At 64.9% G+C, this 14871-nt stretch carries 15 protein-coding genes and 2 tRNA genes; 8 read left to right on the forward strand and 9 right to left on the reverse strand.

Annotated elements, in window-relative coordinates; genetic code table 11:
- Positions 1-170 precede the first annotated feature (170 nt).
- The 7 genes from BMX85_RS17595 (at position 171) to BMX85_RS17620 (ending at position 5098) form a co-directional block, all read left to right on the forward strand.
- Entirely contained in the window at positions 171-788 is a 618-nt protein-coding gene (locus BMX85_RS17595; RefSeq protein ID WP_090320983.1) for a PAQR family membrane homeostasis protein TrhA, read from the forward strand.
- Positions 789-809: 21 nt separating this feature from the next.
- Positions 810-1691: a LysR family transcriptional regulator gene (locus BMX85_RS17600; RefSeq protein WP_090320986.1), complete on the forward strand. Its 882-nt coding sequence runs from the start codon at positions 810-812 to the stop codon at positions 1689-1691.
- 183 nt (positions 1692-1874) lie between these two features.
- Positions 1875-2036, forward strand: coding sequence for a hypothetical protein (locus BMX85_RS30545; RefSeq protein WP_177196799.1), 162 nt, complete (start codon positions 1875-1877; stop codon positions 2034-2036).
- Positions 2037-2158: 122 nt separating this feature from the next.
- Positions 2159-2536: a LiaF transmembrane domain-containing protein gene (locus BMX85_RS17605; protein ID WP_090320988.1), complete on the forward strand. Its 378-nt coding sequence runs from the start codon at positions 2159-2161 to the stop codon at positions 2534-2536.
- On the forward strand, positions 2533-3252 hold the full coding sequence (locus BMX85_RS17610; RefSeq protein ID WP_229210540.1) for a LiaI-LiaF-like domain-containing protein: 720 nt from the start codon (positions 2533-2535) through the stop codon (positions 3250-3252). Before BMX85_RS17605 ends, BMX85_RS17610 begins: the two co-directional genes overlap by 4 nt.
- Positions 3253-3254: 2 nt before the next feature.
- Positions 3255-4337 (forward strand): sensor histidine kinase, encoded by a 1083-nt coding sequence (locus tag BMX85_RS17615; RefSeq protein ID WP_090320991.1) that lies wholly within the window; start codon positions 3255-3257, stop codon positions 4335-4337.
- A 17-nt stretch (positions 4338-4354) separates the two neighbouring features.
- Entirely contained in the window at positions 4355-5098 is a 744-nt protein-coding gene (locus BMX85_RS17620; protein WP_090320994.1) for a LytR/AlgR family response regulator transcription factor, read from the forward strand.
- Positions 5099-5104: 6 nt separating this feature from the next.
- On the opposite strand, the gene BMX85_RS17625 is transcribed toward BMX85_RS17620, so the two are convergent.
- The 7 genes from BMX85_RS17625 to BMX85_RS17655 all read right to left on the reverse strand — a co-directional run bounded on the left by BMX85_RS17625 (position 5105) and on the right by BMX85_RS17655 (position 13202).
- On the reverse strand, positions 5105-5413 hold the full coding sequence (locus BMX85_RS17625) for a PEP-CTERM sorting domain-containing protein (RefSeq protein ID WP_090320997.1): 309 nt from the start codon (positions 5411-5413) through the stop codon (positions 5105-5107).
- Between the two features lie 125 nt (positions 5414-5538).
- Complete coding sequence (locus BMX85_RS17630; protein WP_090322116.1) at positions 5539-7878, reverse strand: ATP-dependent DNA helicase; 2340 nt, start codon at positions 7876-7878, stop codon at positions 5539-5541.
- The gene (locus tag BMX85_RS17635; protein ID WP_090321000.1) at positions 7875-9515 is read right to left on the reverse strand and encodes a VRR-NUC domain-containing protein; all 1641 of its coding nucleotides are present in this window, start codon (positions 9513-9515) and stop codon (positions 7875-7877) included. The genes BMX85_RS17630 and BMX85_RS17635 overlap by 4 nt, the downstream gene beginning before the upstream one ends.
- Before the next feature lie 90 nt (positions 9516-9605).
- On the reverse strand, positions 9606-10160 hold the full coding sequence (locus BMX85_RS17640; RefSeq protein WP_090321004.1) for a phasin family protein: 555 nt from the start codon (positions 10158-10160) through the stop codon (positions 9606-9608).
- A gap of 65 nt (positions 10161-10225) precedes the next feature.
- Positions 10226-10444: a hypothetical protein gene (locus BMX85_RS17645; RefSeq protein ID WP_090322120.1), complete on the reverse strand. Its 219-nt coding sequence runs from the start codon at positions 10442-10444 to the stop codon at positions 10226-10228.
- A gap of 67 nt (positions 10445-10511) precedes the next feature.
- Entirely contained in the window at positions 10512-12710 is a 2199-nt protein-coding gene (locus BMX85_RS17650) for an ATP-binding protein (protein ID WP_090321007.1), read from the reverse strand.
- A 72-nt stretch (positions 12711-12782) separates the two neighbouring features.
- Positions 12783-13202, reverse strand: a complete 420-nt coding sequence (locus BMX85_RS17655; protein ID WP_090322124.1) for a winged helix-turn-helix transcriptional regulator — start codon at positions 13200-13202, stop codon at positions 12783-12785.
- Positions 13203-13327: 125 nt separating this feature from the next.
- Here BMX85_RS17655 and BMX85_RS17660 point away from each other — a divergent pair, with 125 nt between their 5' ends.
- Positions 13328-14176, forward strand: coding sequence for an NmrA family NAD(P)-binding protein (locus BMX85_RS17660; protein WP_090321010.1), 849 nt, complete (start codon positions 13328-13330; stop codon positions 14174-14176).
- A gap of 245 nt (positions 14177-14421) precedes the next feature.
- On the opposite strand, the gene BMX85_RS17665 is transcribed toward BMX85_RS17660, so the two are convergent.
- Positions 14422-14506 (reverse strand) — tRNA-Leu (locus tag BMX85_RS17665).
- Positions 14507-14702: 196 nt separating this feature from the next.
- A tRNA-Leu gene (locus tag BMX85_RS17670) sits at positions 14703-14787 on the reverse strand.
- Positions 14788-14871 lie beyond the last annotated feature (84 nt).

Here is a 14871-nt window from a genome sequence, read left to right on the forward strand (position 1 = left end):
TTTGCTAACTGCAAATAAAGTACGGTCGACGCAGAATGGACCAAAGGTATCGCGGCGCGGGGACATGGATGAACGCGTGGTGAGCGCGATCGCGGCGGGCGGCGATGCGCTATACAATGCACGTGGCCACAGCGCTCCCTGCCGTGGCCACACCTGCATTGGAAGCACATATGTATTACGGAGAGCGCTTCAACAGCATCACGCACGTCATCGGCGCGGTGCTGGCCGCCATCGGCGGCACGCTGCTGATCGTGATGGCGGCGCGCAGCGGCGACCCCTGGAAAGTGGTCAGCTTCAGCGTGTACGCGGCCACTTTGCTGGGACTGTATCTGACCTCGACGCTGTATCACAGCACGCGCGGCCGCGCCAAGGACGTGCTGCGGCGGATGGACCACTGCGCCATCTACCTGCTCATCGCCGGCAGCTACACACCGTTTACGCTGGTCAGCCTGCGCGGACCGTGGGGCTGGTCGTTGTTCGGCGTGGTCTGGGGCCTGGCCATCGTCGGCATCCTGCAGGAGATCTGGTATGCCAAGGGCGCGCGCGTGCTGTCGCTGGTGATCTATGTCGCCATGGGCTGGGTCGGCGTGATCGGCGCCAGTCCGCTGATCGACGCGCTGGGCTGGAATGGCTTCATGTGGCTGGCCGCCGGCGGCGTGGTCTACACGGTCGGCATCGCCTTTTTCGTCACCGACCACAAATGGCGCTACGGTCACGGCGTCTGGCATTTGTTTGTACTTGGCGGCAGCGCATGCCATTTCGGCGCGGTGCTGCTGTATGTGGCGTAACGATACTTTTGAGCTGAAAACGTGGATATCAATTCCGACGATCTGAAAACTTTTATCACCGTGATCGACAGCGGCACGCTTAGCGCGGCGTCGGTCCACCTGGGCCAGACCACGTCCGGCGTCAGCCGCGCCCTGTCGCGGCTCGAGGACAAGCTGGCCACGTCGCTGCTGACGCGCACCACGCGCCGCATGGAGCTGACCGAGGAGGGCCATCTGTTCCTCGAACGCGCGCGGGCGATCCTGGGTGCGATGGAGGAGGCCGAGGAGACCATCCGCATCCGCCGCCAGAAGCCGGCTGGCCGGTTGTGCGTGGACGCGGCGTCGCCGTTCATGCTCCATTGCGTGGTGCCGCATATGGCCGAGTTCCGCGCGCTATACCCGGAAATCAAGCTCGAATTGAGCAGCAACGACCAGATCGCCGATCTGATCGAGCACCGCACCGACGTCGCCATCCGCATCGGCGCGCTGACCGATTCGACCCTGCACGCGCGCGCGCTCAGTTCCAGCCCGCTGTACGTGCTGGCCAGTCCCGAATATCTGGCGCAGCACGGCACGCCGCAAACGCCGGAGGACCTGGCGGCCCATTCGCTGGCCGGCTTTGTCCAGTACGAGCAGGGCAACAGCTGGCCGCTGCGCCACGCCACCGGCAACAGCTTGCAGATCACGCCGTCCATCTCGGCCTCCAGCGGCGAGACCTTGCGCCAGTTGGCACTGGCCGGGCAGGGCATCGTGTGCCTGGCCGAGTTCATGACGCGCGCCGATCTCGACGCCGGCCGCCTAGTCAAGGTGCTCGAGGACAGCTACACCGGCTACCGGCAGCAGATCCACGCGGTGTATTACCGCAATACCCAGCTGGCGCAGCGCATCAGCTGCTTCCTCGAGTTCTTGCAGCGGAAGTTGTGAAGGTAGCCGGGAGGTAAGCTTTGATGCCTGCCAGTGTGTGGCGGCGTACAGATATCGATAGCGCGGCGACGTACACTGGCCTTGCGTGCTTGGAGCGCATCGTCAGATGAAAGCTCAGCAGCAGGTAAGCCGGTAGCCTCAAGTACCGGCACCAACAACAGGGTTGCTGACTGGGAGAACATCATGTCGCAGACTACTCATCCATCCAAGCATCTGGTCCGGGCCTACCTCGAGCGCCGCACGCGCGACGTCCAGCCGCCGCCCAAGCCCGAGGAAATCCGCCGCCAGCTTGGCTGGGGCATGTTGATGTTCGAGCCCAAACTGGGCAACGGCGGACGCTCCTGAAGCACGGCGAGCGCGCCCGCGTTTCGCCATTCACCGCCTCTTTTCCGCCATTCGCCGAATAGCGGTTCCCCCGCCCGCGGTTCCCCGGTATTGTTATGTTCATACCGACTTGGGGAACTCACATGAACGCAGAAATTGCTTACCAATGGCGCAAACAGCTGGTCTGGGGATTGCTGATGATCGCCGTCGGCAGCGCCTTCCTGCTGGAACGCGCCGGCTACCTTGACTTCGACGTCGACATCATGCGCCTGTGGCGCTACTGGCCATGGCTGGTCGTCATGACCGGCGTCATACAAATCATTCCACCCACCACGCCGCAGTATCTACTGAGCGGCCTGGCGAACATCTTTTTCGCCGGCTGGTGGTATGTCTCCTTCAACCGCATCTGGGGCTGGGGCTTCGGCGACACATGGCCGGCGCTGATCGTCGCCTTTGGCGTCGGCCTGCTGCTGCGCCCACTGCTCGATAACATCTTCGCCGCCGCCAGGGAGCAAAAATGAACGCCTTCGCCAAAACCGACCCTAAATCGCAGATGGCCATCGGCATCGCCGTGATTGTCATCGGCTTGCTGTTCCTGGTCGATAACCTGGGCTGGATCGACCTCGATTTCCGGCGCCACCTGCTGCCGACGGCGTTGATCTTCTTCGGCATCCTGAAACTGCTGCAAACCCGTACATCGTCGGGCAAGCTAACCGGCGGCGGCTTGATCGCGGCGGGCTTGCTGATCTTCCTGGGCCGCTCCGGACTGTTCGACATCAGCTGGCATTCGCTGTGGCCGATCCTGCTGATCGTGTTCGGCGTCGCGGTGGTGTTCAAGTCTGGCACCGGCCGCTCGGTGTTCAGACAGCACGCCGGCGGCGCCAAGCCGGACCCGGACAGCGAGTTCGATCAAATGGGCGTCGACATCACCTCCTTCATGGGCGCCTTCAAGCGCCGCATCATCACCGCCGATTTTCGCGGCGGCGAGATCACCGCGCTGATGGGCGGCTGCGATCTCGATCTGCGTCAAAGCTCGATCAACGGCGAAGCGGTGCTCAACGTGTTCTCGCTGTTCGGCGGCGTCACCATCAAGGTGCCGGTCGACTGGACGGTGGTCTTGCAAGGCACGCCGATCATGGGCGGCTTCGAGGAAAAGACCGCGCCGCCCGCCACCCCGGGCAAGGTGTTGTACGTGCGCGGCTACGCCATCATGGGTGGACTGGAAGTGCGTAACTAAGGATGCAGGAGAACTCCCCCGGCCCGCGCGGCGCGGCCATCTACATGGTGGTGTGGCTGTTCATAGGCGTCGCGCTGGGCGCCGTGATCGCGCTCTCGAGCGACACGCCGATGGCCAACGCCATGCTGTTCGCCATTCCGATCAATCTGGTGTACGCGTTCGCCGCCGGCTACTCGGCCTACTATCTGTGCCGCGCCTATCCGTTGGGCAGCCGCCGGCCGCTGTCGATCGCGCTGGTGCTGATGGCGTCCGCGGTGGTGTGCGGCATATTATGGCTGCTGCTGGGGCACGCCTGGAACGGCTTGACGTTGCTGCTCGGCGCCGGCTGGGCCGGCATCGTCATCACCGGGCAGCTGTCGGCGCTGATCGTCGGACTGGGCATCCTGCTGTACGGCTTCGCGGCGGCGCTGCATTACATGGTGATCGAATTCCTGCGCGCCAAACACGCCGAGCAGCGCGAGCTCGAATCGCTGCTGATGGCGCAGGAGGCCGAGCTGCGCATGCTGCGCACGCAGATCGATCCGCACTTCCTGTTCAACAGCCTCAATTCGATCAGCGCGCTCACTTCGCAGGACCCGAAGGCGGCGCGCCGCATGACGCTGGAGCTGGCCAGCTTCTTCCGTCAAAGCCTGGGCATGGAAGCGCACAGGAAGGTCACGCTGGGCGAGGAGATGGTGCTGATACGGCACTTCCTCGCGATCGAGCAGGTGCGCTTCGGCCAGCGGCTGCTGGTGGAGGAGGCGCTGGAAGACGCGGCGTTGGCGTGCCTGGTGCCGCCGATGATCATCCAGCCGTTGGTGGAGAACGCCGTCAAGCATGGCATCTGCAATATGCCGGAAGGCGGCACGGTGACGATCGGCGCGCGGCGCGCCGGTTCGATGCTGTACATCCGCGTCGACAATCCGGTCGACGCGGACTCGCCGCCGGCGGCAGCCGACCAAGGCAACGGCATCGGCCTGGCCAACGTGCGCCAGCGGCTGGCGGGCGCTTACAAGCACGAGGCCAGCATCCATTGGGGCTTCAACGAGAACGGCTTCGGCGTGGAGATCGCCATGCCGGCGCAAACGACCGAGGGTGGAGAGTAAACGATGGAGATCGAAGCATGCGTATCGTAATCGTCGACGATGAAATGCTGGCGCGCGCCGTGGTGCGCGAGTACTTGTCCGAGCACGCGGACGCCGAGATCGTGGCCGAATGCGCCAATGGCTTCGAGGCCGTCAAGGCGATCGCCGAGTTGTCGCCCGATCTGGTGATCCTCGATATCCAGATGCCCAAGCTGGATGGTTTCGAGGTGGCCGAACTGGCCGGCGCGAAGACCCGTTACATCTTCGCCACCGCCTTCGACCAGTATGCGATCAAGGCGTTCGAGTACCACGCGCTCGACTACCTGCTCAAGCCTTTCAGCCAGCAGCGCTTCGACCAGGCGCTGGCGCATGCGCGCGCCGCTATCGGCAAGAGCGACGGCGCCGCCGATCCGGCGGTGGAGAACATGGTGCGCGAGGCGGCCGGACGCAACAAGCCGCTCGGCCGCGTGCTGATACGCGACGGCGCCAAGGTGCATGTCATCGGCAGCGACAAGATCGACTATATCGAGGCGCAGGACGATTATGTGCGGATCCTGGCGCAGGGAAAATCCTATCTGAAGAACCAGCGCCTGACCGAACTGGAGGGGCAGCTCGACGGCGAACAGTTCCTGCGCATCCATCGCTCATACATCGTCAATATCGCCTGCGTGGAGCGCATCGAGCAAGCCACCAAGGACAGCCACGTGGCGATCCTGCGTGACGGCGGCAAGCTGCCGATAAGCCGTAGCGGCTATCAGAAAATCAGGGACGCGGTCCGGTAGGGGAGGTTAAAACGGCTTGCTTTGTTTGCGCGCCGCGATGCCCAGCACGCTCAGGCCGAGCATGACGGTCAGCACCGCCGACGGCTCCGGCACGGAAGACACGGGCAACACGAGTAGCGTGTCGTTGCCGGTGGCGATCACGTTGCCGGCGTTGTAGTCGTATTTGGACAGGTAAGCCTGCGGATCGATGCTGGCGTTCCAGACCGGCGAAGGACCGGTGGCGAGTTCGTCGTTGGCGACGATGATCACGGCGGCGAATGACGGCGAGCTGATCAGCAATAGCGCACACAGCATGAAGCGGATTGTCTTCGGCATTGGCATACACCTATTGTCAGTTATAAACATGGGCCTCGTGAGCCCAGTCAGTCATCATACTATGGAATAATTATCATTATATTATTTAATTTTCCCATGGTGACAATCATCGCAATAGTGTGCGGCTATGGTGTGGGGACTGCGGATTCAATCCGCCACCATGCCGGCATCAGTTGCTGGATCTCCGGGCGGCCGAAGCGGTCGTCGATCAGATAGACGGTGCCCTGGTCGGACTGGGTGCGGATCACGCGCCCCGCCGCCTGCACCACCTTCTGCAGGCCGGGATAGGTGTAGGTGTAGTCGTAGCCGGCGCCGAAGATGGCGTCCATGCGCAGGCGGATTTGCTCGTTGACGGGATTGATCTGCGGTAGCCCCAAGGTGGCGACGAAGGCGCCGATCAGGCGCGCGCCGGGCAGGTCGACGCCTTCGCCGAAGGAGCCGCCCAGCACCGCGAAGCCGATGCCCTCGCTCTCCAGGGTGAAGCGGGCGAGGAACTGCGCACGCGCGGCTTCGTCCATGCGGCGCGACTGGCGCCATACCGGCACCTCCGGATAGGCCTCGGCGAACTGGTTGGCCGCCTTCTCCATGTAATCGAAGCTGCTGAAAAAAGCCAGGTAGTTGCCGCGCTGGCGCTGATACTGGCCACCCATCAAGGCGGCGATGGGACGCAGCGATTGCTGGCGGTGCTGGTAGCGCGTGGAGATGTGCGACGCCACCTGCACCGACAGCTGTTCGGCCACGAACGGCGATTCGACGTCGACCCAGGCGGTGGTGTCGGGCATGCCGAGCATGTCGCCGAAGTAGTTCCAGGGGCTGAGCGTGGCCGAGAACAGCGCGGTGGTGTGCGTGCTCTCGAAGCGCGGCTTGAGGAAGGGCGCGGGCACGATATTGCGGATGCACAGCACCGAGTTGGAATGGCTGGCGCGCGCGCCTTCGCTCTTTTCGATGTCGAACAGCGCGTGGTCGCCGAAGCTCTCGGCCAGCCGTGCGAACAGCAGGGCGCCGAAGTAGAACTCCTGCAGGTCGGCGTCGACATAGCTTGGATGGTCGGCCATGTAGTCGGAGATCGCGGTGGCCGCCGTTTGCAGCGCGCCCATGAACTTCTCGGGCAAGGTGGCGTAGCACTGGTATTCGGCCGTCTGGTCCTTTTCCAGCTGGTTCCATTGACGGTGCACGCGGTCCAGCGGCTTTTTCAATTCCTCCGGCACGACCTTGCGCAGCATGCGCAGGCCGGCGTGCTCCATCTCGGCCGAATACATCTTGCGCGCGCGAGAGACCATGTTGTGCGCCTCGTCCACCAGCACGTTGACCTTCCAGTCGTTGAGCAGGGTGAGGCTGTGCAGCATGGCGCTGATGTCGAAGTAGTAGTTGTAGTCGCCGATGACGATGTCGCACCAGCGCGCCATTTCGCTGCTCAGGTAATACGGGCAGACGTCGTGCGCCAGCGCGACGGCGCGCAAGGTTTCGCGGTCCAGCGCAAGGAACGGCGCCCGCGCCGCTTCGGCGCCAGCGGGCGACGGCGCCGGCGGCAGCATGATGTCCAGCGCCGCCTGGCGCGCGGCCGGCAGGCGGTCGTAAAAGCCCTTGGCCAGCGGGCACGATTCGCCGTGGCAGGCCTTGTCCGGATTGACGCAGGCGGTGGACTTGGCCGCCAGCTCCAGCGTGCGCAAAGGCAGCAGCGGCGCGCCCGCGCGGATGATGTCGACGGCGTCGAGCGCCATCTGCCGGCCGGAGGTTTTCGCGGCCAGGAAAAACACCTTGTCGACGCCATGTTTGGCGCTCGCCTTCAGCATCGGGAACAGGCTGCCGACGGTCTTGCCGATGCCGGTCGGCGCTTGCGCCAGCAGGCACACGCCGCGGTTGCTGGCCTTGTACATCGCCTCGGCCAGCTGGCGCTGGCCGGGACGGAAATCGGCGTGCGGAAAACGCATCGCCTTGAGCTGCGCGTCGCGCGCCTCGCGGTGCGCCATCTCCTTCTCGGCCCAACGCAGGAACAGGCCGCACTGCTTTTCGAAGTAGGCGCGCAGGGCCAGCGCCGTATGCTCTTCGTGCAGCAGGGTTTCCTTCTGGCTGCCGATGTCGAAGTAGACCAGCGCCAGATGCACCTTGTCGAGGCCCTGGTCTTTGCACAGCAGATGGCCGTAGATCTTGACCTGCGCCCAATGGAGCTGGCGCTGGTTGTCCGGCATATTCTTCAAGTCGCCGCGATAGGTCTTGATTTCCTCCAGCCGGTTGGCGCGGCGGTCGTAGCCGTCGGCGCGGCCGCGCACGTGCAAGGGGCCGAAGTCGCCGGACAAGGCGATCTCGGTTTCGTAGTCGTCGTCGCGGCGCGAGGTCACCAGCGCGTGGCCGGCGATGCCTTCCTGCGCGGTGGGCGAGGGCGTGAAGCGCAGATCCAGGTCGCCGGTCTTGGCGGTGAACTCGCACAGCGCGCGCACGGCGACGGTGTAAGTGGCGCCGTTCATGCCGCCCATTGCAGATAGCACACCGAGATCGGCATCTGGTGCGTGGCGCAGTATTCGATCCAGCGCAGCTGGTTGTCCTGCAGGCGGTCGCCGGGACCCTTCACCTCGATCATGTTGTAGCGCCGCTCGGCGGGCCAGAACTGGATCAGGTCGGGGAAGCCGCTGCGGTTGGCCTTGATGTCGAGCAGGATGCGCTCGAAGGCGCGCTTCAGGTGCAGCGGCGGGATGCAGTCGAGCGCCAGCCCGATCAAGTCCTCGTCGAGCGCCTCCCAGTACAGGAAGGGCGACTGGATGCCGGTCTTGGCGGCGTAGTTGGCCAGGATGGTGGCGCGGTACTGGTCGCCGTCGAGCTGCGCCAGGCAGTCGGCGAATTGCTGCGCGCGGCGGCGCTGGAAATCGGCGCTGTGCAGGTCGGCCGGCCCGCGATGGTAGGGATGGAAGAAGGCGCCCGGGATCGGGCAAAACACGGCGTCCCAGCACAGCAGGCCGAACAGCGAGTTGATCAGCGAATTTTCGACGTAGTAGACCGGCGCGTCGTCGCGCGCGAGGTGGTCGCGCACGACGAACTCGACGTAGCTCGGTTCCTGCGGCGGCGGCAGGCTCAGGTCGATGCGCAACGCCTGCGCCAGCGGCGTGCGCGGCAGCTTGGCGTGGCCCAGCTTGCGCGCCAGGCGCGGCGCCATGCGCAGCAGTTGCTGGCGCTCGGCCTCGCTCTCGGGCTGTTGCAGCGCGACCTGCAGCAAATCGAAGGCTTCGCGCGGCTGCTCGTCCTTCTCCAGCACGCGGATGGCGCGCGCGCGGGCGCCCGGATAGTGGCAGCCTGCATAGAGCGCGTGCGCGGCCTTCCAGTCGGCCAGCTTTTCGACGTGCTGGGCGATGGTGAAGGTGAGCTTGTCGCGCCGGCTGCGCAGCCACTCGTTATCGTCCGAGCACGGCGGCAGGTCGCGGATCACGCCGGCCGGGTCCTCGCCGTCGACGAAGCGCTCGTGGCACTGGTGCAGCATCAGGAAATCGTCGATGTCGCGGCGGCTGCGGAAGCCGCGCGCGGCCGGCGAGAACGCCACTTTTTCGTACTGGTAGATGCCCAGGTCGGACAACACGAACTCGGTCCAGTCCTGGTGGTAGTTGCCGAAGAAGATAAGGCGCAGGCGGTCGCACAGCTGCTGCGTCAAATGGCTGTAGACATGGTCGCCGGAATTCTCGTACCAGTTGGAAAAGCGGTGCTGGCCGTCGTACTGCTCGCGCAGCGCCTCGAGCTGCTCGCTCTTGCGCAACTGGCGCAGGTACGGCGCCAGCTGGAAGATCTTGCCGATCTCCGGCTTTTGCAGCAGATCGAACAGTTGCTCGAGGTCCAGCAGCGGGTCTTCCTCGATCAGGCCCAGCGCCGCCAGCGGCCGGGCGGCCTCGTGCGCGCTACCGATTTCGGCGTAGGCCAGCTTGCTCGCGCGGAAAAGCGTGCCCTTGCGCATGACCATGCGCACCAGCAGCGCGCGCGACGCCTGTGGCAGCGTGGGAAAGCCGGTGATGAAGTCGCGTTCCTCGGTGGTCAGCAGATCGTCGTAACGGTCGCCTATCCACGTCAGCACCTGATGGAAGTTATCCAGGTAATAAAACGCGTTGTCGAGAACTTTGATCATTGCAGGGGAAACGGAAGCGAGAAGAGCGATAAACTGTATTTATATACAGTGTATCGCTTTCAGCACCGCTTGCCCAGCAAAATCAACCGATCAGGCTTGCTTGGCGGCGGGGGTGTTCTTTTCCACCATTTCGCTGGCTTTGGCGATTTGCGCCTCCACCGACTGCACCGCCTGCTTGGTGGCCTTGGTCACCTGCTCGTAGCCGTTGAAGGCGTTGTCGATGGCGGTTTTGACGATCTGCACCGCGTTTTCCGAGCCGGGACGCACGTTTTTGGTGACGTCGTAGATCAGCGCGCTCAGATTGCTCTTGGCCTCGGCCACATGGGCGTCGGCCGCGCGGGTGAACTCTTCGCGGATCTCGGCGATGATCACGCCCAGCTGCTGGTTGTAGGCGTTGGCGCCGGCGACGCCGGGCTGCAGCTTGGCGGCGGCCAGCGTCATTGCCGCTTTCGGGTCGGCCGCCTGGCTCATTTCCTTGCCGGTGGCCAGGCCTTCCTCCAGCTGCGACTTGGCGGTGGCCATGTTCAGCGCGACCACCTGCTCGACGCCTTGCACCGCTTTGCTGGTGAGCGCGTTAAAAGTTTCTAATTGGAATTCAAACAGGGCTTTGGTCGCGTTGGCAAATTGCTCGGGATTCGTAAACATACAGTCTCCTCATTATGATGATGGTATGTAATGCCCCGGGGTTCTCCCGTGTTGTTGTGGGTCCATTATTTAGCAAGAACTAACTTTTCGCAACGGCTATCTTTGTACGGCCCCGCGACTTTCTCCCAGCCGGCACCGAGCGGGGTTTGCGAACACGCCAGCTTGCCGTCGATTTTGCTGCGGTACTGCCACCAGGGCGCCGGGCCGGCGCTGAGCTGGCCGCAGCACAGCGCCAGTGTCAGCAGTATTAGCAGCGGCGCGGCACGCGTATTGATATTCGTCATGGTTTGAGCGTACAGCAATTCGGCGCCGCTGGCGATGCCTGCCGGTCCGCCATCATGGCCAGCCAGCTCATAGCGGCGCCACCTTGGGCAGCCGCAGGGTGAAGCGCGCGCCTCGGCCCGCTGTGCTGCTGACGTCGATGCGTCCGCCGAGCACGCCGGTGACGATGTTGTGGGTGATGTACAGCCCCAGCCCGGAGCCGCCCGAGCCAAGCCGGGTGGTGAAGAACGGATCGTAGATGCGCGCCAGGTTGGCGGCCGGGATGCCGGCGCCGTCGTCGGCGACCTCGATGACGAGCTCGCCGTTGCCGCCATCGCGGGCCGACAGGGTGATCGTGCCCGAAGTGCGGCCGTCGAAGCCGTGCAGCACGCTGTTTTCGATCAGATTGTGCAATGCCTGGCTGAGCGGACCAGGATAGCTGTCCATCTCCAGCATGTGGTCGACATGCTCCTCTAAGGTCAAGCCGTGCCGGCGCAGGTCGTTGTCGAGCGGTTGCAGCAGCTGCGCGATCGGGTCGCCCAGCACGAAGCGGGCGCGCTGCGAACTGGCGCTGTCGACGGCGATGTGCTTGAAGCTGGCCACCAGCGCCGCCGCGCGGGTCAGGTTGCGCACCACCACTTCGTCGGCGCTGGCGGCCTCGCGCAGATAGCTTTCCAGCGCCGAGCGGCGCAGGCCGGTGTCCATGTCGCGCCGCAGTTCCGCCGTGCGCTCGCTCATGCTGCTGGCCATCACCAGGCTGTTGCCGATCGGCGTGTTGAGCTCGTGCGCGACGCCGGCCACCAGCGCGCCCAGCGCCGCCAGCTTGTCGCGCCGCACCAGCTCGTCCTGGGTCAGGCTGAGGTTGTCGAGCGCGGTGGTCAGCTCTTCGTTGATGTGCTCGGCTTCCTCCTTGGCTTGCAACAGCTCGGCCGTGCGCGCGGCCACCAGTTCCTCCAGGTGCTCGCGGTGGCGCCGCAGTTCCTCCTCGCGGCGGGTGCGGACGATGGCGATGCCGGCGATGTAGGTGGCCGCGCCGATCAGGCTCAGATCCTCGGGGCCGGGCGTGCGCACCTCGCGGTAGTACATCGCGAACGAGCCGAGCACGGTGTCCTTGTCGAGCATGATCGGCATCGACCAGCACGCGCGCAGGCCGTAGTGCGCCGCACCCTCGCGGTAGCCGGTCCACAGCGGATCGTTCATGATGTCGGCCACCACCACCGTTTGCTTGCGGTGGATGGCGGTGCCGCACGAGCCGGCGGCCGGGCCGACCGCCAAGCCTTCGAGCGAGGCCAGGTACCCGGGCGGCATGCTGGGCCCGGCGCCGACCTGGATGTGGACACCGTCCGGCGCCAGCAGCATGGCCGTGCACGTCACGTCCTCGGACTGCGATTCGATCAGCAGCATCAGGCTGTTGAGGATGTCGCGCAACGGCGCGCCGCGGGCGATCATCTCCAGCAAGCGGTTCTTGCCGTCGCGCAGCGCCTCGGCCAGCTTGCGCCGCGTGACATCGACCACCCGCATGTGCATCAACCGGTGCGGCCCGGAGTTGAGCGGCACCATGCGCAGTTCGCAGCACACCGCGCGGCCCAAGCTGTGCCGCATGGTCAGTTCGAACACCTGCACGCCGCCCGCCATCACCTGCTCGACGTGCGCCTCGAACACCTGCGACGACGGGCGTCCGTCCGGCTGCGCGGGCGGGCATAGCGACAGGAAGTGCGCTTGCACCAGTTCCGTTTCGGTCAGCCCGAACAGCTCGCGCGTGCGCCGGTTGACGTCCAGGATGCGGTAGCTGCCGCGCTGTAGCAGCAGGATCGCGTCCGGCGAGCCGGACAGCATGGTGTGGTAATTGACCTCCAGCGTGGACATGGCCGGCAGGTCCGCCATGACCGGCGCCGGCTCGATGACCTTCAGGCGCAGCAGGATTTTTTCGGACAGGTCGTCGGCGTTGAAGCTGAGCGGCAGGTAGGCGTCGGCGCCGACGGCCTGTGCGCGCTCGCGCTCGTCCTCGTTGGGCGCGCTCGACAACAGGTAGATGGGCACAGCGGGGCCGCACACCTGGCGCAGGCGCTGGCACAGCTCCAGTCCGGCGCTGCCGGCCAGGGCCGCGTCCAGCACGGCCAGGGCGATGCCGCCGGCGGCCGCCCTGGCCAGCGCTTCGTCGCCGCGGCCGACGGCGCGCACGTCATAGCCGTACCTGCCGAGCGTTTTGCCCAGGGTGACGTGATCGTACGCGGCGCTGGTGGCAATCAGTATCGTGTGCGGCTGATCGGGTGGGAACGGCGGCATCATGGGCGTGGGTCCGGTTCCGCGAAGCGGAGGAGAAAACCAGTGTAGTACAAGATGGGCGGGACCCGCCAGCGTTTATGCCGCCAGCCCGGTGGCCGCCTCTTGCGCCTGTTTGATTTGTGGGAAGTTGTCCTCTATCCAGTCGACCAGCACCTCCAGCCGCTCGGCGGCCCCGCGCCCCAGCGGGGTCAGGCTGTACTCCACGTGCGGCGGCAACACTTGTTGCGCCACGCGCAGCACCAGGCCATCGCAGGCCAGCGCGTCGAGCGTCTGCGCCAGCATTTTCTCGCTGACGCCGCCGATCGCGCGCCGTAGTTGGCTGAAGCGGTGGGTGCCGTCGAGCAGCACCACCAGCACCAGCACGCCCCAGCGGCTGGTGATATGGGACAGCACGGCGCGCGACGGGCAGTCGGCGGCAAGCAGTTCGGCGCGCTGGGCGTCGTCGAGGCCGGCAAGGCTGTTGCGCAGGGATTTGCTGGTTTTCGGCTCGGTCATCACGGTTTCCAATCGGGGTAGGGGTACTTACTAAATTGTACGTACTTACAATTCGAAAGTATAGGCTCTATGATAGTCCCAACCGCGCGGAATGTCCCTGTGGCGCTTAATTCAAAGGAAAAATCATGATTATTGTTACTGGTGCAACCGGCCAACTGGGCCGTCTGGTGATTGCCAGCCTGTTGAAAACCACGCCGCCGGCGCAGATCGTCGCCGCCGTGCGCGACGTCGCCAAGGCCGCCGACCTGGCCGCGCAGGGCGTGCAGGTGCGCCATGCCGACTACAACGACCCCGCCTCGCTCGACAGCGCCTTCGCGGGCGCCACCAAGGTCCTGCTGATCTCGTCGAGCGAAGTGGGGCGGCGCGTGCCGCAGCACCGCGCCGTCGTCGACGCCGCCGCGCGCGCCAAGGTCGGGCTGTTCGCCTACACCAGCGTGCTGCGCGCCGATAGCAGCCAGCTTGGGCTCGCCGGCGAGCACCGCGAAACGGAAGCGCTGATCCGCGCCTCCGGCCTGGCCTACAGCCTGTTGCGCAACGGCTGGTATGTGGAAAATTACACCGCCGGCCTCGGTGGCGCGCTGGCGCACGGCGCCTTGGCCGGCGCGGCGGGGGAAGGGCGCATCGCCGCCGCCGCCCGCGCGGACTATGCCGACGCGGCCGCCGCCGTGCTGTCGGGCGCCGGGCCGGTCGAGCAAGTATATGAACTGGCCGGCGACACCGCCTTCACGCTGGCGGAGCTGGCGGCCGAGTTGTCGCGCCAGTCCGGCAAGCAGGTGCCGTTCCACAACTTGCCGCAGCATGAATACCGCGAGATGCTGATCGGCGTAGGCTTGCCGGCGCCGGTGGCCGACCTGATCGCCGATTCGGACGCCGCCGCCGCCAAGGGCGCGCTGGACGACAGCGGCCGCGCGCTGAGCAAGCTGATCGGTCGCCCGACCATTACGCTGGCGGACGCGGTCAAAGCGGCGCTGTAGTTGTCAGAAATCGAGCTGAGCGGTGGTGTTACCCGGTAACGCGGCTATTTTCTCGACGGAGGCCGGGCGCGGGTCGGCGCTCGCCTCCTGCCTGGCGTAGGAAGGTTGGGGCATAGCGGCGTTGCGATTTGAAGCGACTATTGTCGTTGGATTGCGTGAGTGCACCTTGCGAACAACCTGGCGCCAATGAAAAAAGCCCCATCGAACCTTTCGGCGGATGGAGCTTTTTTGCGTATCCGGTAGAGTGGTGCCCACGGAGGGACTCGAACCCCCACACCTTGCGGCACATGGACCTGAACCATGCGCGTCTACCAATTCCGCCACGTGGGCACTGAACTGCTTGCTGCTTCTTGCTTACCGCTGCGTGTTCTGCAACAGAGGCCCGAATCTTAAAGGACGGCTGTCACCTCGTCAATAGCAATGTCGGTGCTTGGGTGAAATTATTTCAACGTCGCGGGCGCGGTCACCAATGAAAAAAGCCCCCAGTGCGCCGGAAGGCTACTGGAGGCTTTTTTGCGGAATTTTGTGGTGCCCACGGAGGGACTCGAACCCCCACACCTTGCGGCACATGGACCTGAACCATGCGCGTCTACCAATTCCGCCACGTGGGCACTGTACTGCTTACTGCGTCTTGCTTCGCTGCCGCGTGTTCTGCAACAGAGGCCAGAATCATAAGTGAGCGGCCCACCGCAGTC

The organism is Duganella sp. CF517 (assembly GCF_900110275.1).
Classification (GTDB): Bacteria; Pseudomonadota; Gammaproteobacteria; order Burkholderiales; family Burkholderiaceae_D; genus Rugamonas.